The sequence below is a fragment of the Saccharopolyspora sp. 6V genome (assembly GCF_020176785.1).
Taxonomy (GTDB): domain Bacteria; phylum Actinomycetota; class Actinomycetes; order Mycobacteriales; family Pseudonocardiaceae; genus Saccharopolyspora_C; species Saccharopolyspora_C gregorii.
The window spans coordinates 1-24,381 of sequence record NZ_JAIUKB010000026.1 but is presented as its reverse complement, the minus strand read 5'-3'; the positions used below and the strand labels follow the sequence as shown (position 1 = coordinate 24,381).

The following is a 24,381-nucleotide window of genomic DNA, read 5'->3' as shown; positions in this document are numbered from 1 at the left end:
GCGGGTCAGGACGAGGTGACGCGCAGGATCCGGTCGTCGGTGCCGTTGGACGTGGTGACGTAGAGGGCGCCGTCCGGGCCGAGCCGCGCGGCGCGGAGCCTGCCGTGCAGGCCGTCGAGCTCCGGTGGCACCAGGACCTCCCGCACCGACCCGTCCGGGGCGAGGCGGAACAGCATCAGCTTCGACCCCTTCAGCGCGGTCACCGCGAGCATCCCGTCGAACCGCCCCCACGTCCCCCCGGTGAGGAACGCGGCCGCGCACACCGCCTCCGTCGTCCCTCCCGAGGACCACACCGCGGGCACCGCGTCCGGGAACCGGCGCAGGTCCGTCATCGGCACCGACTCGTCGTAGGAATCGGAGTCGCCGCCGCGCGACGGGTCCCAGCCGTGGTTGCCGCCCGGGCGCAGCAGGTTGAGCTCGTCGTCGGAGTCCGGCCCGTGCTCGGCGACGAACACCTGGCCGCCGGGGCGCTGCGCGATGCCCTGCGGGTTGCGGTGCCCGTAGCTGTAGACCAACCGTTCGGCGGGGTCCGGGGAGTCCAGGAAGGGGTTGCCGGGCAGCGGCGCACCGGTGCGCAGGTCCATCCGCAGCACCTTCCCGCCCAGCCCGCGGCGGTCCTGCGCGGCGGCCGGGTCGGCGGTGTCGCCGGTGGTGACCAGCAGCGCGCCGTCCGCGGCCAGCTCCGGGCGGCAGCCGGAGTGCCTGCCACCCGGGTTCACCGGCAGGCCCGCCAGCAGCGGCGGTCCGACGCGTTCGGCGCTGCCGCCGTCCTCGGCGAGCCGCCAGGTCACCAGCCGCACGTCCACCGCCCGCCCGTCCCGCCGGTGCGTCTGGCAGGTGACGAAGCGCCTGCTCTCGGCGAAGTCCGGGTGCACCACCATTCCCAGCAGGCCGCCCTCGCCCTCGGCGAGCACGTCGTCGAGGTCGGCGCGCACCGGCCGGATCTGCGCCCCGGGACTGGTGTCGGCGAGCAGCGCCAGCCGTCCCGGCCGCTGCGTCACCAGCGCGGTGCCGTCGGGCAGGAAGCCGAGGTCCCACGGGTGCTCCAAGCCGCCGCCGAGGACCTCCACCCGCAGCGTGGACGGCACCGGGTCCGGAGCGCGGGTGCTCGGCGGCGGTGGCGCGCCGTCCGGGGCGCCGCACGCGCCGAGCAGGACGACCAGGGCGACGGCGGCGACTCGGCTAGCGCGCATCGCCACAGTGTGGCACCGCCCGGGCACCCGCCGTGCCCGTCCGCGCCCCGCCGGCGCGGGGCGACCGGACGTCGTCGGTGCGGAGTCGTAGGCTGGACGGCGACTCCCGCCACCCGGCAACCGGTCCGCCTGGGGAGAGCCGGTCCCGGCTCAGCCGTCGCGACGCCGACCCCCGCACGCCGGACTCGGACGCAGTCGTCCCGGGGACGGGTCTGTGCGCTTTCCGTTCTCGGTGCGAGGGATTCTGATGACCCAGGCTGGTCCTGCCACGGCGACCGACGCGGCTCCGGCCGCGCTGCACGGGCTGCTCGACGCGCTGCTGCGGGAGGAGACCTTCCGCGAAGTGGTGTCCGCGGCCGGTCGGCCGCACCTGGTGCTGGAGGGCCCGGTCGCCGCCCGTCCGCTGGCCGCGGCGGCGCTCGCCGCCGACACCGGTGCGGCGGCCCCGGTGCTGCTGGTGACCGCGACCGGCCGGGAGGCCGAGGAGACCGCGTCCGCGCTGGAGGACCTGCTCGGCGCGGACGGCATCGCGGTGCTCCCGTCCTGGGAGACGCTGCCGCACGAGCGGCTGTCCCCGCGCGCGGACACGGTGGGGCGCAGGCTCGCGGTGCTGCGCAGGCTCGCGCACCCCGAGGAGCACGCCGAAGGCCCGGTGCGGGTGCTGGTCACGACGGTCCGCAGCCTCATCCAGCCGATCGCGCCCGGCCTGGGCGAGCTGGCCCCGGTGCGGCTGCGGCTCGGCGACGAGCACGACTTCGAGGACCTGGTGGAACGGCTGGCCGGCCTCGCCTACTCGCGCGTGGACATGGTGGAGAAGCGCGGCGAGTTCGCCGTGCGCGGCGGCATCGTGGACGTGTTCCCGCCGACCGTGGAACACCCGCTGCGGGTGGAGTTCTGGGGCGACGAGGTCACCGAGATCCGCCCGTTCTCGGTCGCCGACCAGCGCTCGCTGCCGGATGCCACCGACACCGCGCTGTACGCCCCCGCCTGCCGCGAACTGCTGATCACCCCGGAGGTGGCGGAGCGCGCGGCCGAGCTGGCCCGGCGGCACGAGGCGGACGCGCACCTGTCCGAGATGCTCGGCAAGATCGCGGGCGGCGCCGCCGTCGAAGGCATGGAGGCGCTGATCCCGGCGCTGTGCGACGGCGAGATGCGGCTGCTCACCGAACTCGTGCCGGACGGCACCCACGTGCTGCTGTCCGACCCGGAGAAGGTGCGGGCGCGGGCCGCGGACCTGGTGCGCACCGGGCAGGAGTTCCTGGAGGCGTCCTGGATGGTCGCCGCCGACGGCGGCAAGGCCCCCATCGACCTGGGCGCCTCGGCGTACCGGGGCCTCCCGGAGGTCGAGGAGCGGACCCGGGAGATCGGGCTGCCGTGGTGGACGCTGACCCAGCTCAGCAGCGACAGCGCGGACCGCGGCGTGGTGCACTTGGGCCTCAAGCAGGTCGAGGCCTACCGCGGCGAGGTGGAGCGGGCCTTCACCGACCTGCGCGCGCACACCGCCACCGGCGGCGCCGCGGTGCTGGTGGTGCCCGGCCAGGGGACGGCGCAGCGCGCGGTGCAGCAGTTCCGGGACGGCGAGCTGCCGGTGCGCCACGCCGCCGACGGGCTGACCGCGGCCCCCGAGACCGGCGTGATCACCGTGGTGCGCGGCGGCCTGGAGGACGGTTTCGCCGCCGCCGGGGTGGGCCTGGTGGTGCTCACCGAGACCGACCTGACCGGTGGCCGCGGCGGTACGTCCACCAAGGACATGCGCCGGATGCCCTCGCGGCGGCGCAACGCGGTGGACCCGCTGGCGCTGAAGGCCGGTGACTTCGTCGTCCACGAGCAGCACGGCATCGGCAAGTACGTGGAGATGGTGCAGCGCACCGTCGGCGGCGCCACCCGCGAGTACCTGGTGCTGGAGTACGCCTCCAGCAAGCGGGGCCAGCCCGGCGACCGGCTGTTCGTGCCCACCGACCAGCTCGACGAGGTGTCCCGCTACGTCGGCGGCGAGCTGCCGACGCTGAACAAGCTCGGCGGCTCCGACTGGAAGAACACCAAGGCCAAGGCGCGCAAGGCGGTCAAGGAGATCGCCGCCGAACTCGTGCAGCTCTACGCGGCCCGCCAGTCCGCGCCCGGCCACGCGTTCGGCCCGGACACCCCGTGGCAGCGGGAGCTGGAGGACGCGTTCCCCTACACCGAGACCGGGGACCAGCTCGCCGCGATCGACGAGGCGAAGGCCGACATGCAGCGCGCCGTCCCGATGGACCGGGTGATCTGCGGCGACGTCGGCTACGGCAAGACGGAGATCGCGGTGCGCGCCGCGTTCAAGGCCGTGCAGGACGGCAAGCAGGTGGCGGTGCTGGTGCCGACGACGCTGCTCGCCCAGCAGCACCTGAACACCTTCACCGACCGGATGCGCTCCTTCCCGGTCACCATCAAGGGCCTGTCCCGGTTCACCACCCCGCAGGAGTCGGAGCAGACGCTGCAGGGCCTCGCGGACGGTTCGGTGGACATCGTGATCGGCACGCACCGGCTGCTGCAGACCGGCGTGCGCTACAAGGACCTCGGACTGGTCATCGTCGACGAGGAGCAGCGCTTCGGCGTCGAGCACAAGGAGCACATCAAGGCGCTGCGCACCCACGTGGACGTGCTGACGATGTCGGCGACGCCCATCCCGCGGACCCTGGAGATGAGCATGGCCGGCATCCGCGAGATGTCGACCATCCTGACCCCGCCGGAGGAGCGGCACCCGGTGCTGACCTACGTCGGCGCCTACGACGAGAAGCAGGTCGGCGCCGCGATCCGCCGCGAGCTGCTGCGCGACGGCCAGGTGTTCTTCGTGCACAACCGGGTCTCCACGATCGAGAAGGCCGCCCGGTCGCTGCGCGAGCTGGTGCCGGAGGCGCGGATCGTCACCGCGCACGGCCAGATGAACGAGGAGCGCCTGGAGAAGATCATCCAGGGGTTCTGGGAGCGCGAGCACGACGTGCTGGTGTGCACCACGATCGTCGAGACCGGGCTGGACATCTCCAACGCGAACACGCTGATCGTGGAGCGCTCCGACATGCTCGGCCTCTCCCAGCTGCACCAGCTGCGCGGCCGGGTCGGGCGCGCCCGCGAGCGCGGCTACGCGTACTTCCTGTACCCGGGCGAGAAACCGCTCACCGACACCGCGCACGACCGGCTCGCGACGATCGCGCAGAACTCGGAGCTCGGCGCGGGCATGGCGGTGGCGATGAAGGACCTGGAGATCCGCGGCGCGGGCAACATCCTCGGCGCCGAGCAGTCCGGGCACATCGCGGGCGTCGGCTTCGACCTGTACGTGCGGCTCGTCGGCGAGGCCGTGGAGGCGTTCAAGCAGCACGCGGGCGCGGGCACCGCCGACCTGGAGCAGGAGCTCGCCGAGGTGCGGGTGGACCTGCCGGTCGACGCGCACATCCCGCACGACTACGTGCCGGGGGAGCGGCTGCGGCTGGAGGCCTACCGGAAGATCGCGGCGGCCGGGGACCAGGCCGCGCTGGACGCGGTGCGCGCCGAGCTGGAGGACCGCTACGGTCCGCTGCCGGAACCGGTGCGGCGACTGCTGAAGGTCGCCGCGTTCCGCCAGGTGTGCCGGGAACACGGCGTCACCGAGGTGACCTTGCAGGGCTCCTCGCTGCGGGTGGCGCCGCTGGAACTGGCCGACTCGCAGCAGATGCGGCTCAAGCGGCTCTACCCGAAGGCGGTGTACAAGGCGACGGTCCGCACCGTGTCCGTGCCGCGGCCGACCGAAGGTGCCGCGGGCGGGCGGATCGGCGCGCCGCCGCTGCGGGACGAGGCGCTGCTGGAGTGGTGCGCGACCCTGCTGACCTCGCTCGCCGGTCGACCGGCGCCGGTGGGCTGACCGCGTCCTGAACCCGCTGCCGCGCGGTGCGTTCCGCTCGGCCGGACGGGTGCGTGCTCGGCGGTTCTGCTGGCGGTGGTGCGTGCGCCGGGGCATGATCGGCGCGCGTTCGCGAGCGCTCCGCTCCCGCCGGTGGTCCGGGGTCTGATCGGTGGTCGTGCGGTGCCGGGAGGCAACCCGCTCGGCCGTGGCGCGTCTGAACTCGTAGGTGGCCGCGCCGGTCGGCGCGCCTCCTGGTGTTGCAGGGGCGGGGAGAGGACGAGGGCGTGGAGCGTGCACGAGGACCGCAGCGACCGAGGAATGCTCGTCCGGGGCCGTCCCGTCCCGGCGAGGCGACGACCGTGCGGCACCCCGTCGTTCCCCGCGAACCACCTCGCCCGCGCAGGCCGCGCCGCGCGCGGAAGTTCTTCGGGCGCACGGTGATCGCCCTGCTGTCGGTGGCGGTCCTGGGGAGCAGCGCCTACGCGTGGGGCGCCCTCAACGGGGTCACCGGCGGGCTCTCCGGCAGCGATGTCATCGGCAGCGGCCTGAACTCGCCGGACGGCGCGACCGACGTGCTGCTGGTCGGCAACGACAGCCGCACCGACGCCGACGGGAACCCGCTGCCCGAAGAGGTGCTCAAGGAACTGCGCGCCACCGACGACGAGGGCGGCGACCTCACCGACACGATGATCCTGGTGCGCATCCCCAACGGCGGGCAACGCGCCAGCGCCGTGTCCTTCCCCCGCGACACCATGGTCGAACTCGGCAACGGCTACGGCGAGCAGAAGCTCAACTCCGCCCTCGGCCGCGCCAAGAGCGAAGCCCGCCACCGGCTCGAACAGGACGGCGTCACCGACCCCAAGCAGCTGGAACTGCAATCCAAGGCCGAAGGCCAGAAATTCCTGATCAAAACGATCGAAGAGCTCTCCGGCGCCAGCATCGACCACTACGCTGAGGTCAACCTGCTGGGGTTCTACGACGTCACCAAGGCCGTGGGCGGCGTCGAGGTGTGCTTGAACGAGGCGGTGGACGACAGCGCGCACTCCGGCGCGGTGTTCCCCGCCGGGCGTCAGACGGTCGAAGGCGCGGACGCGTTGGCCTTCGTCCGCCAGCGCTACGGCCTGCCGAACTACGACCTGGACCGGGTGGTGCGCCAGCAGGTGTTCATGTCCGGACTGGCGAACAAGATCCTGTCCGCGGGCACGCTGGGCAACCCGGTGCGGCTCGGCGAGCTGATCGGGGCGCTGCAGAAGTCGGTGGTGGTCGATTCCGGCTGGGACATCATGGAGTTCGCGCAGCAGATGCACGGCATCGCGGGCGGCGACATCGACTTCCACACCATCCCGGTGGAGCTCGTCGGCCCGTCCGGGCGCGAAGACGTGCAGGCCGACGAGGACGAGGTGCACCGGTTCGTGGCGAACCTGCTGCTGTCCCCGCAAGAACGCGCGGTGCGCCAGCAGGCCGAGCGGTCGCCGGAGGCGCAGCCCGAGACCTCCGAGTCGAGCTCCCCGGCGGAGGTCTCCGTGGACGTCTACAACGCCTCCGGCATCACCGGCCTGGCCGCGGGCGTGGCGAACCACCTGGCGGCGCAGGGCTTCGGCACCGGGTCGACGGGCAACGCGGCGTCGGCGAGCTCCTCCTCGGTGCGGGTCGCCGCGGGCGAGCAGGACGCGGGGGAGCAGGTCGCGGCGGCGCTCGGCGGAATCCCGGTGCGCACCAGCGGATCCGTCCCGGCGGGCACCGCCGAGGTGTACCTCGGCGCGGACTACGACGGTCCGGGTGCGGTGAACTTCGCCGGTGCGAAGGCACTGCGGCTGGACGGACTGCGGCTCGCCCAGGAACCGGAGCAGCCGATCACCGCGGGCGGCGTGCCCTGCGTGAACTGACCGGGGCCGGACCCGGCGGGCGGAGGTTTCACCCTGCGATGATCTCGTGAGAGGGTGATCGCTGTGAGTTCCGCCATGCACCGGGTCCGCCCGCTCGCGTTGATCCTGCTCTGCTGCGCACTGCTCGCCGGTTGCGGTGTCGAACCGGGCAAGGCGGGCGCCGCGGCGTTCGTCGGGGAGGCGCGGATCCCGGTCAACGAGGTGCAGAGCCGCTACCGCGCGGTCCTGGACAAGGAGCCCGAGGCGAAGGCGCAGCTGTCCGAGCAGGGCATGCTCGGCGAGCTCAGCCGCCGGATGGCCGCCGATCTGGTGCGCCGCGAGCTGATGAAGCAGGCCGCGCGGACCGAGGACCTGGACGTGGACGAGCGGCGGGTCGCCGACGTCATCGACTCGGCCGGTGGTCCGCAGGCCGCCAGCAAGGGCCAGATCTACACCGAGAGCGACATCCAGGACGTGGTGCGCAGCCGGCTGCTCGCGGCCGAGCTGGGCCGCAAGTACGTGGACCGGTTGTCGGTCGTCTACGACGTCACCTCCGCGGTGAACCGCCGCGAAGCCGAGGAGAAGGTGCGGCGGATGGCGGGCGGTGACGCGGAATCGGCCGCGCTCGTCGCCGAGGACCGGCAGGCCGGGACGGGTGCCGCCGCCGACCAGCGGCTGCGCTCCGCCGACGTGCCCGACCTGGCGGCGGGCACCCCGCTGTTCGGCGCGCGCACCGGCACGGCGATGGCGTTCGAGCTGCAGCCGCAGTCCGGGCAGTGGACGGTGGTGCGGATCAAGCGCCGCGAGGTGGGCCCGCCGCCGCCCGCGCCGAGCGCCGCCGGAGCGGACGAGATGAAGATGCAGGCCCTGGGCGACCAGCTGCTGCGGGTCACCGCTCAGCAGGTCGGGGTCGAGCTGAGCCCGCGCTACGGCGTGTGGGACGAGCTGGGCCTGTCGGCGGCGCCGAACGCGGACGAGACCACCGGGATCGTCCTGCCCGGCGCGCGTTCCTGACGGCGGATCGGGCGGTCGCCGTCCCGCGTCCGCACCGCCGACCGGGCGGGGTGCCGCGGTGCCGATGCCCCGGCTGCGGCCGAACAGGTGATCTTCGCGGCGCGAGTCGCCGAAGATCACCCGTACCGGGTGATGCGCCGGTGTGTCGGACGGGGGTGCGGGCGGGTTCCCCGGCAACCTCCGCGGCATGGATCGAGCACTGCGGCGGAGGACGGCCGCGCGGTTGGGACAATCGCGCCATGCACAACGCACGTTCGGCGGCGCCGGGGTCCGGCGACCGCACCAGCGGTTCCGGTGGAACCGGCGCGACCTCCCGCTTTCCGGACCTCGGGACGGTGGCGCCCGGGACGGCGGTGGTGCTCGTGGACGACCGCCTCGGGGACGTGATCCCGGCGGCGGCGGTGCCCGCGCTGCGCCGCGCCGCCGCGGTGCACGCGGTGCCGGGACTCCCGCCCGCCACGGTCTCCGCGTTGGACGACCCGGGAACGCCCGACGTGCCGGAGCTGCTGGCCGGGGCCGAGCGCGAACCGGTGGTGCTGTTCGCCCCGGACGTGCACTCGGCGCAGGCGGCGGCGCTGCTGGAAGCGGGTGCGGTCCTGCTCGGCGCGCAACCACCGGTGGGTGCGGAACTGCTGGACGCGGTGGCGGTGATGGACCGGCTGCGCTCGCCGGGCGGCTGCCCGTGGGACGCGGAGCAGGACCACGACTCGCTGCGCCGCTACCTGGTGGAGGAGACCTACGAGCTGCTGGACGCGATCGAGCAGCGGGACCGGGCGTCGCTGCGCGAAGAGCTGGGGGACGTGCTGCTGCAGGTGCTGTTCCACGCGCGGATCGCGGCCGAGGACGGCGCGGAACCGTTCGGGGTGGACGAGGTCGCCGCCGACCTGGTCGGCAAGCTGGTGTCCCGGCACCCGCAGGTGTTCACCGAGGCAGGTTCGGTGCACGACGCCGAGTCCCAGCAGCTGCGCTGGGACGAGCTGAAGCAGCGGGAGAAGCAGCGCGAGTCCGTCCTGGACGGCGTGGCCACCGGGCAGCCCGCCGCGGCGCTGGCGGCCAAGTTGGTGAACCGCGCCGACCGCGCCGGAGTGCCGCGCGAGCTGCTCACCGCCGCCGGATCACCGGGGGCGGGCTTGTTCGAGCTGGTCGCCCGCGCCAGGCTGGACGGCGGTGATCCGGAGGACGAGCTGCGCGCCGCCGCGCTGGACTTCGACGGGCGCGTGCGGGCGGCGGAGGCCGCGGCGCGGGCCGACGGGCACGATCCGCACCGGCTCACCTCGGAGCAGTGGGCCTCCTACTGGAGCCGTGGCGGTGCGACCAGCGGGAACGATCACAACTAGTCCACTGTGGACTGAATCGGTGAGGCGGCCGTCCGCCCGCACCGCGGCACCCCCGCACTCGTTGATCCGGGCGGTGCCCGCGCGGCGGCGAGCGAAAAGTCCGGTTCGCTCCCGGGTGTTGATCCGGTACGTGCACACTGGAGTGGGAGAGGGAGGGCATTCGTGTCGCAGCAACTCAGCACGAGCAGGTCGTGGCGGTTCGCCGGAGTGGTACCGATGATCGCACTGCTCGTCTCGTGCGGCACCGAGCCGGACCGCGAACCCGAGCAGATCCGACCCAGCGTGCAGGCCGTCCCCCCGCCCGCGGTGGCGCCCCCCGACGGCGGCGTCGACCCGCCCCCGGTCCGGGTGCTGCCCGAAGGCGGCCCGCCGCTGCCCACCACGGAACGGCCCCAGCTGCAGCTCACCGCCTGGGCCGAATCGATGTCCGACGAGCTCAACATCCCCCGCGCCGCCCTGCAGGCCTACGGCTACGCCGCCGGAGCCGTCGCGCAGAGCCACCCCGGCTGCGGGCTCGGCTGGACCACCCTCGCCGGGATCGGCGCCATCGAATCCAGCCACGGCCGCTACGGCGGCGCCCGCCTCGACGAGACCGGCAGACCCACCATCCCGATCATCGGCCTGCCGCTGGACGGCAGCCACGGCGTCAAGCGCATCGAGGACACCGACGGCGGCAGGCTCGACGGCGACCCCGTCTTCGACCGGGCCATCGGGCCCCTCCAGTTCATCCCCACCACCTGGGAGCGGTGGGCCGTGGACGCCGACGGCGACGGCGTCGCCGACCCCAACGACATCGACGACGCCGCGCTCGCCGCCGCCGAGTACCTGTGCACCGTCGGCGGCGACCTGCAGGACCCGGACCGGTTCTGGGTCGCGCTGCTCGACTACAACGAGAGCCACGACTACGGGCAGGACGTGCTCGACCACGCGGACCACTACGGCAAGACCAGCCGCACCCTCTTCGGCACCGACTGATCGAGTCCCTGGTCCGAGGGGCGGATGGTCGATTCGTGTTCGCTCCTAGTTCTCGCGACTACCGGCAAGTAGCCTGATCGCGTGACCGACCCGACCGCCTCCCGGCTGCGCGGAGTGGCCGCCGCCGTCGGACGCCTGGCCGTGGCGCTGGCCCTCGTCGCCACGATGGGCGCCGGGGTCGCGTTGGCCTCGACCCTCACCCGGCCCGAAGCCGCACCCGCGGCCGGCCCACCGCCCGAGCAGGTCGTGGTGGAACCCGCGCCGGTGCTGCCCGGCTCCGCCGCGCCCCTCGTCCCCGAGCCCGCGCAGCAGTCCGCGCCCGCGGGCGAAGACCCGGTGCGGGAATGGGCCGATCACGTCGCCGCCTCGGCGGACGTGCCGTCCCGAGCGCTGATCTCCTACGTCAACGCGGACCTGGCGATGCGCCAGTACCAGCCCGGCTGCCGCATCTCCTGGGCCATGCTCGCCGGGATCGGCCGCATCGAGTCCAACCACGGGCGCTACGGGAACCGGGTGCTCGGCGACGACGCGGTGCCCTCCAGCCCGATCATCGGCGTGGCGCTGGACGGCACTCCCGGCGTGCGGGCCATCGGCGACACCGACGGCGGGGCGCTCGACGGCGACCCGGTGCACGACCGGGCGGTCGGCCCGATGCAGTTCATCCCGTCCACCTGGCGCAAGTGGGCCACCGACGGCAACGGCGACGGGATCGGCGACCCGCAGAACCTGGACGACGCGGCGATGGCCGCGGCGCGCTACCTGTGCTCCAGCGGGCGCGACCTGACCACCGGCGCCGGCTGGTGGGGCGCGGTGATGTCGTACAACAACTCGGTGGAGTACGGGCAGAAGGTGTACGCGATCGCGGAGAGCTACTCGGCGGCCGCGAGCCGCCGGGGATGAACCCCGGGGCTCAGCCGCCGCGGGTGGCCAGCCGGGCGTTGATCTCGCCCAGCGCCTCCTGGTAGGCGGGGTCGGGATTCATCACCGCCGCCAGCTGGACCTGGCTGCGTGCCTCCCGGAGCCGTCCCTGCCGCTGCAGGGTGCGGCCCAGCACCAGCCGGGCGTAGTGGTCGGACGGATCGAGCTCGATCACCCGCAGGAACGCGGCCTCGGCCCGGCGAAACTGGGCGGTGAACAGGTAAGCCCTCCCCAGCAGCAGCTGGACGGAGGGCTTGTCCTCGGCGATGTCGAGCACGGGTTGCAGTGCGCGGAGAGCTTCCCAAGGTCGGCGCTGGGCGACCAGGCTCTCCGCCCGGCGGAACGCTTCAACGGTGCCTTCGCTGCTCATGGTCCGCTCAACGGTACGTGCCGAGCCCGGTGTTCCTCGACGGCCGAGCGGATGTCACCGGGGCCCGTCCAGGCCGCCGGCGATCACCGCGCGTGGCCACCGGGGCGATCTCGGCCGTTCCGGCGGACGTGCGCGGTGTGGCGTGCGCGAAGTCGGCCGCACCGGCCTCGCGCCCACCGATAGGCTCGGGGGCGGTCGTGGGGCGATCGGCGCCCGCTCGCGCGCACGGGCGAGGCGGGGCGGGCCGCCCATACCTCAAACCCTGGTTAGGAGCACACGTGGCGATCATCGAACAGGTCGGCGCCCGCGAGATCCTGGACTCGCGCGGTAACCCCACCGTCGAGGTCGAAGTGGCACTGGAAGACGGCACGCTGGCCCGCGCGGCCGTCCCGTCGGGCGCTTCCACCGGTGAGCACGAGGCGGTCGAGCTGCGGGACGGCGACGCCGAGCGCTACGGCGGCAAGGGCGTCGAGAAGGCCGTTGAAGCGGTCCTCGACGAGATCGGCCCGGAGCTGGCCGGCCTGGACGCGACCGAGCAGCGCGTCGTCGACCAGAAGCTCGTCGACCTCGACGGCACCCCGGGCAAGTCCCGGCTCGGTGCCAACGCCATCCTCGGCGCCTCGCTGGCCGTCGCGAAGGCCGCCGCGGACTCGGCGGGCCTGGAGCTGTTCCGCTACGTCGGCGGCCCCAACGCGCACGTGCTGCCGGTGCCGATGATGAACATCCTCAACGGTGGCGCCCACGCCGACACCGGGGTGGACGTGCAGGAGTTCATGATCGCGCCGGTGGGTGCGGACTCCTTCTCCGACGCGCTGCGCTGGGGTGCGGAGACTTACCACGCGCTGAAGTCGGTGCTCAAGGCCAAGGGCCTGCCCACCGGGCTCGGTGACGAGGGCGGCTTCGCCCCCGACCTGCCGAACAACCGCGAGGCCCTCGACCTCATCGCGGTGGCCGTGGACAAGGCCGGGTTCAAGCTGGGCACCGACATCGTGCTCGCGCTGGACGTCGCCGCCACCGAGTTCTTCGAGGACGGCGCCTACACCTTCGAGAAGGCCAAGCGCAGCGCCGAGCAGATGACCGGCTACTACACCGAGCTGCTCGACAACTACCCGCTGGTCTCCATCGAGGACCCGCTGGGCGAGGACGACTGGGACGGCTGGGTGCAGCTGACCAGCGAGCTCGGCGAGCGGGTGCAGCTGGTCGGCGACGACCTGTTCGTCACCAACCCGGAGCGCCTCGAAGAGGGCATCAACCGCCGCGCGGGCAACGCGCTGCTGGTGAAGGTCAACCAGATCGGCACCCTGTCCGAGACGCTGGACGCGGTGAACCTGGCGAACTCCTGCGGCTACAAGAGCATGATGAGCCACCGCTCCGGCGAGACCGAGGACACCACGATCGCCGACCTCGCGGTGGCCACCGGCTGCGGCCAGATCAAGACCGGTGCCCCGGCGCGCAGCGAGCGGGTCGCCAAGTACAACCAGCTGCTGCGCATCGAGGAAGCGCTCGGGGACGCCGCCCGCTACGCGGGTGAGCTGGCTTTCCCGCGGCTCAACCTGGAGGCGTGACATCCTGGTCACCAGCGGTCCGCGAGGCCGGGTGACCACGACGACGGGTGCGGACGATGCCGAGCGGGCGATCTTCTGATCGACAGCAGCGCCGTCGCGGGGACGGTTCCTCGTCGACGCGCGGGAACGGTGCGCGCCGCCGTTCGGAGGCGCAGACCACCGCGAAGCGGTCCGGGACGCGGGCGGGAGCCCAGTCGGGTCCCGGCCCGCGGTCGAAGACCGGATCCCGCTCGGAGACCGCGGGCGCGTTCAAGCTCTCCTCGACGCGGCGGGCGGCGCTGCTGGCGCTGCTGCTGTGCGCGATGGCGCTGAGCGTGTCCGTGCCGCTGCGCACCTACCTGAGCCAGCGCGGTGAACTCGCCGCGCAGGAGCAGCAGCGCACCGAGCTCGTCCAGCAGGTGCGCGAACTGGAACTGCGCAAGGCGCAGCTTTCCGACCCGGAGCGGGTGGAGGCCGAGGCCCGCTCCCGGCTGGGGTACGTGCGGCCCGGGGAGACGCCGTACATCGTGGACCTGCCCGGCCGACCGGCCACGCCGCCCACGGCGCCGGAACCGGAGGAGGACGGCGCCTGGTACTCGGATCTGTGGAAGTCGCTGACAGGGAACTGACGTGAGCAACACTTCGGCGGTCGCCGCGAGCGACCGCGACAGCATCGCCCGCCAGCTGGGCCGACCGCCGCGCGGGCTGCGCGCGGTGGCGGCGCGCGACGCGGCGGGGGAGCCGGCCGTGGTGCAGACGCACCCGCGCCTGGAGGACGGCACGCCGTTCCCGACCCTGTACTACTTGACCTCGCCGCGGCTGGTGGCGCACTGCTCCACGCTGGAGGCCGAGGGGTTGATGCGTGAGATGCAGGACCGGCTCGCCGCGGACCCGGAGCTGGCGGAGCGCTACCGCGCCGCGCACGAGTCCTACCTGGCGGAGCGGGACGCGATCGAGTCGCTGGGCACCCGGGTCACGGCGGGCGGCATGCCGGACCGGGTGAAGTGCCTGCACGTCCACGTGGCGCACTCGCTGGCCACGGGGCCCGGGGTGAACCCGTTCGGCGACGAGGCGCTGGAGATCATCGAGCGCCGCTGGCCGGAGAAGGCGCCCGAGCCCGCGGACTGATCGGTTGCGCGTCGTCGCCCGGCCCGCTGCGGTCGCGGGGCGGCGGCGCGCGTCGCCGGAGCACTCACTCCTGGGGTGGTGCCTCTCGCGCAGTGCCGGCGGAACCGCGTGCGGCGGGGCCTCGGCCTGCGGAGATCGACTCCATCGTGTTCGATCAGCTGGCTTGATCACAGAGCATGATCGAATCTGCTATTAATGCCACTCGATGGAGTGAGCGCAAGAGTCGTGACGCGCCGCTTCGTGCCACCGTGGTGACGGATCCAGCGCCGGTGGCGATGCCCCGAGCGCGGACGATCTCGTGGGGGCTGGAGGCACCGTGGCAGTTCGCAACACCCGTCCCACCGCTCGCCGCCGGAACCGGCGCCGGTGGCGCGCCGCGACCGCGCTCACCCCCACGCTGCTCCTCGTCGCCGCCTCCAGCACCCTGCTCTCGCTGCCGCCGCCGACCGTGCGCGACGGGCGCGCCGAATCCGCCCCGGACAGCGGGCTCTACGGAGCCAGCGGGCACCTGCCGCAGACCCGCGAACCCAGCACCGAACTGCTCGACCTCGCGGGCCGGCCGCAGCGCCTGCCCGGTCCGCCGGACGACCAGCCCAGCGGACGACTCGACATCCCCGAGCCGATGATGGCCGCCTACGTCGGTGCCGCCGACCGGCTCGTCGGCACGCACCCGGGCTGCGGCGTGCACTGGTCGGTGCTCGCCTCCATCGGCCGCATCGAATCCGCGCACGCCCGCGGAGGCGAGGTCGACGTCGACGGCAACGCCCTCTCCGCGATCCTCGGGCCCCGGCTCAGCGGCGGACCCGGCGTCGCCGCCATCCCGGACACCGACGGCGGCAGCCTGGACGGCGACCCGGTGTGGGACCGCGCCGTCGGCGCCATGCAGTTCATCCCCGGCACTTGGAACGAGTACGCCCTCGACGGCAACGACGACGGCGAGCTCAGCCCGCACAACGTGCACGACGCGGCGGCCACCGCGGGCGCCTACCTGTGCAGCGCCGGTGGAGACCTGCGGGAACGGCGGGCGCTGGCGGAGGCGGTGTTCCGCTACAACCACTCCGACGACTACGTGCGCACGGTGCTGACCTGGGCCGACGCCTACGCGGACGGCGCGTTCCCGCAGCCGGTGGAGCCGCTGCCGGAACCCGACGGGCGCGACGTGCTCGCGGGCAGCAGGTTGCCCGCGGCCCGGCCGGAGCAGGTGATCGCCGCGCCGCCGGAGCCCGGCTCGGGCGCGTCGGCACTGACCCCGCCGTCACCCGGCGCGCCGCCCGCGCCGGACGAGGCCGCGCGGCCCACCTGGCCGGGGGCGTCGACCGCGGACCCCGGTGCGGACGCACCGCCGGAACCGGGGCGGCCGGACGAGCCGGCGCCGGAGGACGGTGCGACCTCGCCCGCACCCGCGCCCGCGGAGAGCTCGGACCCGGAGGACCCGTCCGCCCCGCCGACGTCCGGTTCGGTCCCGCCTGCGGATCAGCCGCCTTCGGACCGGCCGCCTTCGGACGCCCCGCCGTCCGATGCGCCGCCGTCCGCCGGTCCGACCCCGACGGAACCCGGTGCCCCGGCGTCGGAGGAACCGAGCGACCCCGGCCCGACCTCCGGCGCCCAGCCGTCCAGCGAGGAGCCGTCCCGGCCGTCCGCGACGGGGGAGCCCTCGAACCCGGACGAGGTCCCGTCGAGCACCGCCCCGCCGTCCGCCGACCCAGGGCGACCCACGGCCGGACCGCGCCCGCCCGGGTCCGCGACCTCGGAGCCGACCTCCCGGCCGAGCACCGACCCGACCGAACCGAGCACCCCGGTCTCCTCGACGTTCCCGGAGGCCGCGGGCGTCCTGGACCCGTGCGAGGTCGGCGCGCTCGACGAAGGCCGGTTCGTCCTGCGCGGCGGGGAGACCGCCGCCCCTCGGCTGGAGGCGGGCACGAGCGATCCGGGGGAGGCGAAGCCCGGCGAGGTCGTGCTCGTGCGGCCCGCGTCCACCGGTCCGCTGCAGGCGTGCGAGGTGCCCGCCGACTTCAAGCCCCGCCCATGATCATCCGATCAGGTGAGTGAGCTCGAATCTCGCCCGAGGGTGTACCGGTCGGTCCGCACCGCCTGACCGGCGGCGGAAGTCGTTCACCCGGCCGGTGCCGGTCCGCCGTCCCGGGTTGCGCCGACACGCCGCCGGTGAGTCCGCGCCGAACCGTTCCCCGGCAGCCGCTAGCGTGGTCGCCGATCGAGGAACGGGGCAATCGCTCCGGAGCACCGACCAGAGCGAGGAGAAGCCCATGTCCAGGGTGGCCGCGATCGACTGCGGGACGAATTCGATCCGGCTGCTGGTGGCCGACGTGACCGCGAGCTCCGACGGCGTCCGCGACCTGCGCGACGTGCACCGCGAGATGCGGGTGGTCCGGCTCGGCCAGGGCGTCGACGCCACCGGCCGGCTCGCCGAGGAAGCGCTGGAGCGCACCCGGGCGGCGCTCGTCGACTACGCGGCCATCGCGCGCCGCAAGGGCGTGGAGCGGATCCGGATGGTGGCGACCTCGGCGACCCGCGACGCCGCGAACCGGGACGTCTTCTTCGCGATGGTGCGCGAGACCATCGGCGTCGACGCCGAGGTGATCACCGGGGACGAGGAGGCGCGCCTGTCGTTCATCGGTGCGGTCGGTGACTTCGACCCCGCCGACGGCCCGTTCGTGGTCACCGACGTGGGGGGTGGCTCCACCGAGCTCGTCGTGGGGAGCTGGGACGGCGCGCAGGCCCGGATCGACGCGGCCTTCTCCGCCGACGTCGGCTGCGTGCGGCTCACCGAGCGCTGCCTGCACACCGACCCGCCATCCGCGGCGGACGTCGCCGAGGCCGAGCGGGTCGCTCGCGGCATCCTGGACGAGGCGTTCGCCGCGGTGGACGCCTCCGGCGCCCGGACCTGGGTCGGAGTCGCCGGAACGGTGACCACGCTGTCCGCGGTGGCGCAGAACTTGCCGGTTTACGATCCCGCGGCAATTCACCTTTCCCGTTTATCCCAGAAACAGCTCGGAGAAACGACTTCGGAGCTGTTGGCGATGACTCATGAAGAACGCGCTGCGATCGGTTCCATGCACCCGGGTCGGGTCGACGTGATCAGTGGTGGTGCGCTCGTCGTCAAGGTCCTCGCCGACGAGCTGGCCGAGCGCGCCCGGATCGATGCGGTCGCGGTGTCCGAGCACGACATCCTGGACGGGATCGCCCTGTCTATCAGCTAGTTCTCAGAGTGTGGTCGATCGCCTCCGGCGTGTGGATAGGTTGGTTTCTGGATCGAACCAGAAAGTGACGGATTTGTGACGGGGCACTGCGGGTGGGGGTTTCTCATTTATGTTTACGCTCATCTATCGCGGTGGTGAACATCGTCGCCGCGAGGTGTGACCCCGAGAAATCCTCGCAGGGGCGCGCGTGGGAAGTGGGAGGACGCATGCGAAAGGGACGTCTGGCCGCGATGCTGGCGGCCCCGCTGGCGGTGGCCTTGCTGGCCTCCGGCTGCGGTGGCGGCGGGAGTTCGGCGTCGGCGGACACGGTCACCGTCGAGTGGGGCGAGCCGGAGAACCCGTTGATCCCCGGCAACACCACCGAGGTCAACGGCGGCAACGTCATCGACTCGATCTTCTCCGGCTTGGTCAAGTACTCGCCGGACGACGCTTCGGTGAGCAACGAGATGGCGGAGCAGATCACTCCTTCGCCTGACAACAAGTCGTTCACCATCAAGATCAAGCCGGGCTGGACGTTCCACGACGGGTCCCCCGTCACCGCCGACAGCTTCGTCAAGGCCTGGAACTACACCGCCTACGGCCCGAACGGGCAGCAGGGCGCGAGCTTCTTCGAGCAGATCAAGGGCTACGACGACGTCAACCCCGCGGACCCGGACGGCGCGAGCGGCCCGCAGGAGGCCCCGAAGCCGACCGCCGAGACGATGTCCGGGCTGAAGGTCCTCGACCCGAACACGTTCCAGGTCGAGCTCAAGGCCCCGCTGGCGATCTTCCCGACCATGCTGGGCTACTCGGCGTTCTACCCGCTGCCCGAGGTGTTCTACACCGACAAGGACGGGTTCGAGGACAAGCCGATCGGCAACGGCCCGTTCAAGTTCGACTCCCGGTCGCCGAACGAGAGCCTCACCGTCACCCGCTACGACGAGTTCAAGGGCGAGGACAAGGCCAAGGTCGGCGCGGTCGAGTTCAAGGTCTACGACGAGCTCGACACCGCCTACCAGGACCTGGTCTCGGGCAACCTCGACTTCATCCGCCAGGTGCCGGTCTCGGCGCTCACCGGTGACAAGTGGCGCGCCGACCTCGGCGAAGGTGCCCAGGAGAAGCCGGGTCTGCTGACCCAGAACATCGCGTTCCCGCTCTACGACGAGCGCTTCAAGAACCCGGACCTGCGCAAGGCGATCTCGATGGCGATCGACCGCCCGACGATCACCCAGCAGATCTTCGCCGGCAGCCGCCAGCCCGCCGACGGCTGGACCTCCCCGTCGGTCGAGGGCTTCGTGCCCGGCCAGTGCGGCGAGTACTGCACGTTCAACCCGGAGAAGGCCAAGCAGCTGCTGGCCAAGGCCGGCGGGTTCGACGGCACGCTGACGATCATCACCAACGGCGACGGCGGCCACAACGAGTGGTCCGAGGCGGTCGCGTCCAGCATCCGCCAGAACCTGGGCATCGACGTGCAGTACACGCCGACCCCCACCTTCAGCGAGTTCCGCCGCCAGGCCAACGCCCGCGAGTTCACCGGCATGTACCGCACCGGCTGGGTCGCGGACTACCCGAACATCGAGACGTTCCTGACGCAGCTGTACCGCACCGGTGCGTCCTCGAACGACGGCGAGTACTCCAACCCGGCCTTCGACGCCGCGCTGGACAAGGCCAACGCCGCGCCGAACGTGGAAGCGGCCAACAAGCTCTACGCGGACGCGGAGAAGCTGCTGGCCAACGACATGCCGGTGATCCCGCTGTGGACCCAGCCGGTCCAGGCCGGTTTCTCCACCGAGCGGCTGGCCGAAGCGAAGGCGACGCCGTTCCGCAAGCTGGACCTGACGTCGGTGACGCTGAAGCAGCAGTAAGCAGAGCGAGGCGCCCGGCTCGCCCCGGAACGCACGGGGGGGGCCGGGCCGCGTTCTTCGTGCACAGGAGGACCGGTGGGACGTTACGTACTGCGACGGCTGTTGCAGTTGATCCCAGTTTTCATCGGCACCACATTCCTCATCTACGCGATGGTGTGGGCCGTCCCGGGTGATCCGTTCGCCGGCAAGTGCGGTGAGCGGCCCTGCCCGGAGTCGTACGTCAAGGAGATGACGGAGCAGTTCAACCTGGACGACCCGCTCGTCGTGCAGTACTTCAAGTACCTCGCGCAGCTGTTCAGCGGGGACTTCGGCGAGACCTACAACGGCGTCCAGATCTCCCAGCTGATCGCCAACGCCTACCCGACCACCGTGCGGCTGGCCCTGGTGGCGCTGGTCATCGAGGCCGTCATCGGCGTCCTGGCCGGCATCGTCACCGGCCTGCGCGGCAAGGGGTTCCTGGACAGCCTGGTGCTGGTCTCCACGCTGTTCCTGATCTCGCTGCCGGTGTTCGTCACCGGGTTCGTGCTGAAGGTGTGGCTGGGCACCGAACTGGGGTTGATCAAGACATCCGTCGGGTCGGACCCCACGTTCGGCGAGCTGCTCGTACCGGGCTTCGTGCTCGGCAGCTTGTCGATGGCCTACGTGGCCAGGCTGACCAGGACGAGCATGATGGAGAACAAGCGCGCCGACTACGTGCGCACGGCCTACGCGAAGGGTCTGGAACCGCGCCGCGTCGTCGGCGTGCACCTGCTGCGGAACTCGATGATCCCGGTGATCACCTTCCTGGGCACCGACCTGGGTGCGCTCATGGGCGGGGCCATCGTCACCGAAGGCGTGTTCAACATCCGGGGCATCGGCGGGCTGGTCTACAAGGCCATCCTCACCAAGGAAGGCATGACCGTCACCGGCATCGTCACGCTGCTGGTGCTGGTCTACCTGCTGATGAACCTCCTGGTGGACATCCTGTACGCGGTCCTGGACCCGAGGATTCGATATGACTGAACCGACTGCCACTGTCGTCACCACCACGCAATCCGGGACCGACCCGATGGCGGCCCACGAGATCAAGCCCGAGAAGCCGCGCGGCCTGTGGGCCGACGCCTGGCGGGACCTGCGCCGCAGGCCGCTGTTCCTGATCTCCTCGGCGATCATCTTCGTGCTGCTGCTGATGGTCGCCTTCCCGCAGCTGTTCACCTCCGCCGACCCGAACAACGCGATCCTGACCAACGCGCGGCAGGGCCCGTCCGCGGACGCCTGGTTCGGCTACGACGTGCAGGGGCGGGACATCTACGCGCGCGCCGTCTACGGCGCCCGCGCGTCCATCGCGGTCGGCGTGCTCGCGACGCTGGGCACGGTGCTGATCGGCTCCGTCGTCGGCATCATCGGCGGCTACTACGGCGGCTGGCTGGACAACCTGCTGTCCCGGTTCTCCGAGATCTTCCTCGGCCTGCCGTTCGTGCTCGGCGCCATCGTCATCCTGACCACCTTCAACCAGCCCGGTGACATCCCCAGCGGAACCCGGGTGATCCTGCAGGTGGTGGGGTCGATCGCGGCGCTGTCCTGGCCGATCGCGATGCGCATCATGCGGTCCGCGGCGATCTCGGCGAAGCAGCAGGACTACGTGAAGGCGGCGCGCGCCCTGGGGGCGAAGCCGTCGCGGATCATCCTGCGGCACATGCTGCCGAACTGCCTCGCGCCGGTGCTGGTGTACGCCACGATCGCGCTCGGCGGGTTCATCGGCGCCGAGGCCACGTTGTCCTACCTGGGCCTCGGGCTGAAGTACCCGGTGGTGTCCTGGGGCGTGATGATCGCGGACTCCCGCGACTACATCGAGACCGCCCCGCACCTGCTGCTGTTCCCCGCCGGGTTCCTGGTGGTCACCGTGCTGGCGTTCGTGATGCTCGGTGACGCTGTCCGCGACGCGCTCGACCCGAAGCAGAAGTAGGAGGACCGCTGTGTCCGACAAGGACGAGAAGGCAGGGCGGCTGCTCGACGTCGAGGACCTGCACGTGGAGTTCCGCACCCGCGACGGCGTCGCGAAGGTGCTCAACGGCGTCAGCTACCACGTCGACCCCGGCGAGACGCTGGCCGTGCTGGGCGAATCCGGCTCCGGTAAGAGCGTCACCGCCCAGACCGTGATGGGCATCCTGGACACCCCGCCGGGCTTCATCACCGGCGGCGCCATCCGCTACGACGGCGAGGACCTGCTCACCGCCACCGACGCCCGTCGGCGCGAGCTGCGCGGCGACTCGATGGCGATGATCTTCCAGGACGCGCTGTCGGCGCTGAACCCGGTGTTCACCGTCGGCTTCCAGATCGCCGAGCAGCTGCGGCTGCGGCGCGGCATGTCCCGCAAGGACGCCACCGCCCGCGCCGTGGAACTGCTGGACATGGTGAAGATCCCGAACGCGAAGCAGCGGGTGAAGGAGTACCCGCACCAGTTCTCCGGCGGCATGCGGCAGCGGGCGATGATCGCGATGTCGCTGGCGCTGGACCCGAAGCTGCTCATCGCCGACGAACCGACCACCGCGCTGGACGTGACAGTGCAGGCCCAGATCATGGACCTGCTCGACGAGCTGCGCCGCGAGCGGGGGATGGGCCTGATCCTCATCACCCACGACCTCGGCGTGGTCGCGGAGGTCGCGGACCGGATCGTGGTGATGTACGCGGGCCGCATCGTCGAGGCCGCCGACGCCTACAGCCTCTACGCGCAGCCCGGGCACCCCTACACCGAGGGGTTGATGCGGTCGATCCCGCGCCTGGACCTGAAGGGCCAGGACCTGGACACGATCAAGGGCCTGCCGCCGAACCTGATGAAGATCCCCAGCGGCTGCCCGTTCCACCCGCGCTGCCCGCGCGCCCAGGACCGCTGCCAGGAGCAGGTTCCCGAGCAGCACCTGCTCGGGGGCGGCCGGACCAGCGCCTGCCACTTCGCCGAGGAGCTGATGACCAGTGAGTGAGCCGATCCTCGAAGTGCGGGACCTGGTCAAGCACTTCCCGATCAACCGCGGCATCGTCTTCCAGCGCACCGTCGGGCAGGTGCGCGCCGTGGACGGCGTCTCGTTCGACCTGAACAAGGGCGAGACGCTCGGCATCGTCGGCGAATCCGGCTGCGGGAAGTCCACGCTGGCGCAGGTGCTGATGCGGCTGGAAATGCCGACCAGCGGCTCCGCCACCTTCGAAGGCCGCGACATGTTCAAGATGCGCGGCGCCGAGCTGCGCAAGCTGCGCCGCGACATGCAGATCGTGCTGCAGGACCCGTACACGTCGCTGAATCCGCGTCGCACCGTCGGCGACATCATCGGCGAACCCTTCGAGATCCACCCCGAGGTGGCGCCGAAGGGCGACCGGCAGCGCAAGGTGCAGGAACTGCTGGAGGTGGTGGGGCTCAACCCCGAGCACCTGCAGCGCTACCCGCACCAGTTCTCCGGCGGCCAGCGGCAGCGCATCGGCATCGCGCGGGCGCTGGCGCTGCGTCCGAAGGTGATCGTCTGCGACGAGCCGGTGTCGGCGCTGGACGTGTCGATCCAGGCGCAGGTGATGAACCTGCTGGGCGAGCTGCAGCAGGAGTTCGGCCTCTCGTACGTGTTCATCGCCCACGACCTGGGCGTGGTGCGGCACCTGTCGGACCGGGTCGGCGTGATGTACCTGGGCAAGATGGTGGAGATCGGCACCGACGAGCAGATCTACGAGCATCCGCAGCACCCGTACACGCAGGCGCTGCTGTCCTCGGTCCCGGTGCCGGACCCGACGTTGCGCGGCAAGCGCGAGGTCATCCGGCTGACCGGGGACGTGCCGAGCCCGGCGAACCCGCCGTCGGGCTGCCGCTTCCGCACCCGGTGCTGGAAGGCGCAGGACATCTGTGCGGAGAGCGCGCCGGAGCTGGAGGTGCGGCTGGGCGAACACCCGGCGGCCTGCCACTTCGCGGAGGAACGGCCGCACGTCGTCGCTTGATCGCGCGAGCGCGCCCCGCCCGGCTCAGGGCGGGGCGCGCGCTCACGCGTCGAGCCGACCCACCCCGCCGTAGGCGTTCGCCTGCCCCGCCTCGCCGAAGCTGATCTGCGAATCGGGGCGCCACAGCGGCGAGAGCACCAGCCCCGGATCGGCCAGGACGTACCCGTCGAACAGGCTCAGCACGCTGTCCCGGTCGCGCCACAGCACCGGGGTCGGCGTCCGCGCCATCACCTCGTGCGCCACCCGCACCTGCTCGTCGGTGGCGGACACCTGCGAGATGTGCGAGATCGCGATCCAGCTGCCCGGAGCGCTCGCCTCCCGGTAGCTGGCGACGAGCCGGTGCACCTCCTCGTCGTCCGGCACGAACGGCAGGATGGCGATGGCCAGCACCGCGATCGGCCGGGAGAAGTCGAGCATCCCGGCCACCCCGGGCGCGGTGAGCACGCTCTGCGGATCCCGCACGTCGGCCTGGGTGATCGTCACGTTGGACTGCCCGGTGAGCATCCGCTGGGCGTGCGCCACCGCCACCGGCTCGTGGTCGACGTAGGCGACCCGCGTCGACGGATCGATGCGGTGCGCGATCTCGTGCACGTTGCCCACGGTGGGGATGCCGGAACCCAGGTCGAGGAACTGGTCGACGCCCTCCGAGAGCAGGAACCGCACCACCCGCCCGAGGAACGCCCGGTTCGCCCGCGCGTACACCGCGGACTGCGGCAGCACCTCCAGCGCGTCGTCGGCCGCCTTGCGGTCGATCGCGAAGTGCGCGGAGCCGCCGAGGTAGTAGTCGTACATGCGGGCCGAGTTCGGGCGATCGGTGTCGGGCACCGAGGGCATGTTCCGGAACAGGTCGTACTCGTTGGCGCCCATGCCTTTGATGTTGCAACAAGGAACGGAAGTTGACCATGCCCGTTCCGCGGTCGAAGTGCAGAACCGCAGGTGCGCTGACCGGTTCTCGCCAGAACCAGGGGAATGCACAACCGAAACGTCCGGCTGCAATTCGTCACCGATTCCGAACGCACGGTGATCAGCCATTCCTGGAATGCGCGGGCACCGGGGTGCCCGGGGGGGGGGGGCCCGGGCCCCCGGGGGGCCGCGAGCCGCCCCGGCGGGGTGAATTGGCCCCGTGCACGGGCGGCGGGGCGCGGGTCGGGGAGGGGGCCGTAATAAAGTG

Annotated in this window: 19 protein-coding genes; 16 read left to right on the top strand and 3 right to left on the bottom strand. The window is 72.2% G+C overall.

Features of this window, described 5'->3' with window-relative positions; genetic code table 11:
• Nucleotides 1–5: 5 nt before the first annotated feature.
• The gene (locus tag LCD35_RS06045) at nucleotides 6–1,193 is read right to left on the bottom strand and encodes a sorbosone dehydrogenase family protein (RefSeq protein ID WP_225043889.1); all 1,188 of its coding nucleotides are present in this window, start codon (nucleotides 1,191–1,193) and stop codon (nucleotides 6–8) included.
• 247 nt (nucleotides 1,194–1,440) lie between these two features.
• On the opposite strand from LCD35_RS06045, the gene mfd reads away from it, so the two are divergent.
• The 6 genes from mfd to LCD35_RS06015 all read left to right on the top strand — a co-directional run bounded on the left by mfd (nucleotide 1,441) and on the right by LCD35_RS06015 (nucleotide 11,134).
• On the top strand, nucleotides 1,441–5,061 hold the full coding sequence (gene mfd, locus LCD35_RS06040; protein WP_225043888.1) for a transcription-repair coupling factor: 3,621 nt from the start codon (nucleotides 1,441–1,443) through the stop codon (nucleotides 5,059–5,061).
• 341 nt (nucleotides 5,062–5,402) lie between these two features.
• Nucleotides 5,403–6,929 carry an LCP family protein gene (locus LCD35_RS06035; protein WP_225043887.1) on the top strand — a complete coding sequence of 509 codons (1,527 nt, stop codon included), beginning with the start codon at nucleotides 5,403–5,405 and terminating at the stop codon, nucleotides 6,927–6,929.
• Between the two features lie 63 nt (nucleotides 6,930–6,992).
• A complete protein-coding gene (locus LCD35_RS06030) occupies nucleotides 6,993–7,922 on the top strand; it encodes a SurA N-terminal domain-containing protein (protein WP_224958617.1) in 930 nt (309 codons plus the stop codon).
• Between the two features lie 239 nt (nucleotides 7,923–8,161).
• Complete coding sequence (locus LCD35_RS06025) at nucleotides 8,162–9,259, top strand: MazG family protein (RefSeq protein ID WP_224958618.1); 1,098 nt, start codon at nucleotides 8,162–8,164, stop codon at nucleotides 9,257–9,259.
• Nucleotides 9,260–9,421: 162 nt separating this feature from the next.
• A complete protein-coding gene (locus LCD35_RS06020; protein WP_225043886.1) occupies nucleotides 9,422–10,234 on the top strand; it encodes a lytic murein transglycosylase in 813 nt (270 codons plus the stop codon).
• Nucleotides 10,235–10,315: 81 nt separating this feature from the next.
• Nucleotides 10,316–11,134, top strand: coding sequence for a lytic murein transglycosylase (locus LCD35_RS06015; RefSeq protein WP_224958897.1), 819 nt, complete (start codon nucleotides 10,316–10,318; stop codon nucleotides 11,132–11,134).
• 10 nt (nucleotides 11,135–11,144) lie between these two features.
• Here the strand turns inward: LCD35_RS06015 and LCD35_RS06010 are convergent, their stop codons facing one another.
• Nucleotides 11,145–11,522, bottom strand: a complete 378-nt coding sequence (locus LCD35_RS06010) for a tetratricopeptide repeat protein (RefSeq protein ID WP_224958898.1) — start codon at nucleotides 11,520–11,522, stop codon at nucleotides 11,145–11,147.
• 278 nt (nucleotides 11,523–11,800) lie between these two features.
• Here LCD35_RS06010 and eno point away from each other — a divergent pair, with 278 nt between their 5' ends.
• The 10 genes from eno to LCD35_RS05960 all read left to right on the top strand — a co-directional run bounded on the left by eno (nucleotide 11,801) and on the right by LCD35_RS05960 (nucleotide 23,210).
• The gene (gene eno, locus LCD35_RS06005; RefSeq protein ID WP_224958899.1) at nucleotides 11,801–13,087 is read left to right on the top strand and encodes a phosphopyruvate hydratase; all 1,287 of its coding nucleotides are present in this window, start codon (nucleotides 11,801–11,803) and stop codon (nucleotides 13,085–13,087) included.
• Between the two features lie 56 nt (nucleotides 13,088–13,143).
• Nucleotides 13,144–13,695: a septum formation initiator family protein gene (locus LCD35_RS06000; protein ID WP_225043885.1), complete on the top strand. Its 552-nt coding sequence runs from the start codon at nucleotides 13,144–13,146 to the stop codon at nucleotides 13,693–13,695.
• A gap of 1 nt (nucleotide 13,696) precedes the next feature.
• Nucleotides 13,697–14,194: a DUF501 domain-containing protein gene (locus LCD35_RS05995; protein ID WP_224958900.1), complete on the top strand. Its 498-nt coding sequence runs from the start codon at nucleotides 13,697–13,699 to the stop codon at nucleotides 14,192–14,194.
• Between the two features lie 316 nt (nucleotides 14,195–14,510).
• Nucleotides 14,511–16,223 carry a lytic transglycosylase domain-containing protein gene (locus LCD35_RS05990; RefSeq protein WP_224958901.1) on the top strand — a complete coding sequence of 571 codons (1,713 nt, stop codon included), beginning with the start codon at nucleotides 14,511–14,513 and terminating at the stop codon, nucleotides 16,221–16,223.
• 235 nt (nucleotides 16,224–16,458) lie between these two features.
• Nucleotides 16,459–17,412 carry a Ppx/GppA phosphatase family protein gene (locus tag LCD35_RS05985; RefSeq protein ID WP_225043884.1) on the top strand — a complete coding sequence of 318 codons (954 nt, stop codon included), beginning with the start codon at nucleotides 16,459–16,461 and terminating at the stop codon, nucleotides 17,410–17,412.
• Nucleotides 17,413–17,618: 206 nt separating this feature from the next.
• Entirely contained in the window at nucleotides 17,619–19,256 is a 1,638-nt protein-coding gene (locus tag LCD35_RS05980; protein WP_224966305.1) for an ABC transporter substrate-binding protein, read from the top strand.
• A 75-nt stretch (nucleotides 19,257–19,331) separates the two neighbouring features.
• Nucleotides 19,332–20,258, top strand: a complete 927-nt coding sequence (locus tag LCD35_RS05975; protein ID WP_224958904.1) for an ABC transporter permease — start codon at nucleotides 19,332–19,334, stop codon at nucleotides 20,256–20,258.
• Nucleotides 20,251–21,201, top strand: coding sequence for an ABC transporter permease (locus LCD35_RS05970; protein WP_373689986.1), 951 nt, complete (start codon nucleotides 20,251–20,253; stop codon nucleotides 21,199–21,201). Before LCD35_RS05975 ends, LCD35_RS05970 begins: the two co-directional genes overlap by 8 nt.
• A 10-nt stretch (nucleotides 21,202–21,211) precedes the next feature.
• Nucleotides 21,212–22,216 carry an ABC transporter ATP-binding protein gene (locus LCD35_RS05965; protein WP_224958906.1) on the top strand — a complete coding sequence of 335 codons (1,005 nt, stop codon included), beginning with the start codon at nucleotides 21,212–21,214 and terminating at the stop codon, nucleotides 22,214–22,216.
• Nucleotides 22,209–23,210, top strand: a complete 1,002-nt coding sequence (locus LCD35_RS05960; RefSeq protein WP_224958908.1) for an ABC transporter ATP-binding protein — start codon at nucleotides 22,209–22,211, stop codon at nucleotides 23,208–23,210. The genes LCD35_RS05965 and LCD35_RS05960 overlap by 8 nt, the downstream gene beginning before the upstream one ends.
• A 42-nt stretch (nucleotides 23,211–23,252) precedes the next feature.
• Here the strand turns inward: LCD35_RS05960 and LCD35_RS05955 are convergent, their stop codons facing one another.
• The gene (locus tag LCD35_RS05955; protein ID WP_224958910.1) at nucleotides 23,253–24,077 is read right to left on the bottom strand and encodes an SAM-dependent methyltransferase; all 825 of its coding nucleotides are present in this window, start codon (nucleotides 24,075–24,077) and stop codon (nucleotides 23,253–23,255) included.
• Between the last annotated feature and the right edge of the window lie 304 nt (nucleotides 24,078–24,381).

Bases quoted from the DNA above. Each gene is read 5' to 3' on its own strand.
- LCD35_RS05980 (WP_224966305.1), top strand. From the start codon at position 17,619: ATGCGAAAGGGACGTCTGGCCGCGATGCTGGCGGCCCCGCTGGCGGTG.
- mfd (WP_225043888.1), top strand. From the start codon at position 1,441: ATGACCCAGGCTGGTCCTGCCACGGCGACCGACGCGGCTCCGGCCGCG.
- LCD35_RS06045 (WP_225043889.1), bottom strand. From the start codon at position 1,193: ATGCGCGCTAGCCGAGTCGCCGCCGTCGCCCTGGTCGTCCTGCTCGGC.
- LCD35_RS06000 (WP_225043885.1), top strand. From the start codon at position 13,144: ATGCCGAGCGGGCGATCTTCTGATCGACAGCAGCGCCGTCGCGGGGAC.
- LCD35_RS05970 (WP_373689986.1), top strand. From the start codon at position 20,251: ATGACTGAACCGACTGCCACTGTCGTCACCACCACGCAATCCGGGACC.
- LCD35_RS06010 (WP_224958898.1), bottom strand. From the start codon at position 11,522: ATGAGCAGCGAAGGCACCGTTGAAGCGTTCCGCCGGGCGGAGAGCCTG.
- LCD35_RS06025 (WP_224958618.1), top strand. From the start codon at position 8,162: ATGCACAACGCACGTTCGGCGGCGCCGGGGTCCGGCGACCGCACCAGC.
- LCD35_RS05985 (WP_225043884.1), top strand. From the start codon at position 16,459: ATGTCCAGGGTGGCCGCGATCGACTGCGGGACGAATTCGATCCGGCTG.
- LCD35_RS05955 (WP_224958910.1), bottom strand. From the start codon at position 24,077: ATGGGCGCCAACGAGTACGACCTGTTCCGGAACATGCCCTCGGTGCCC.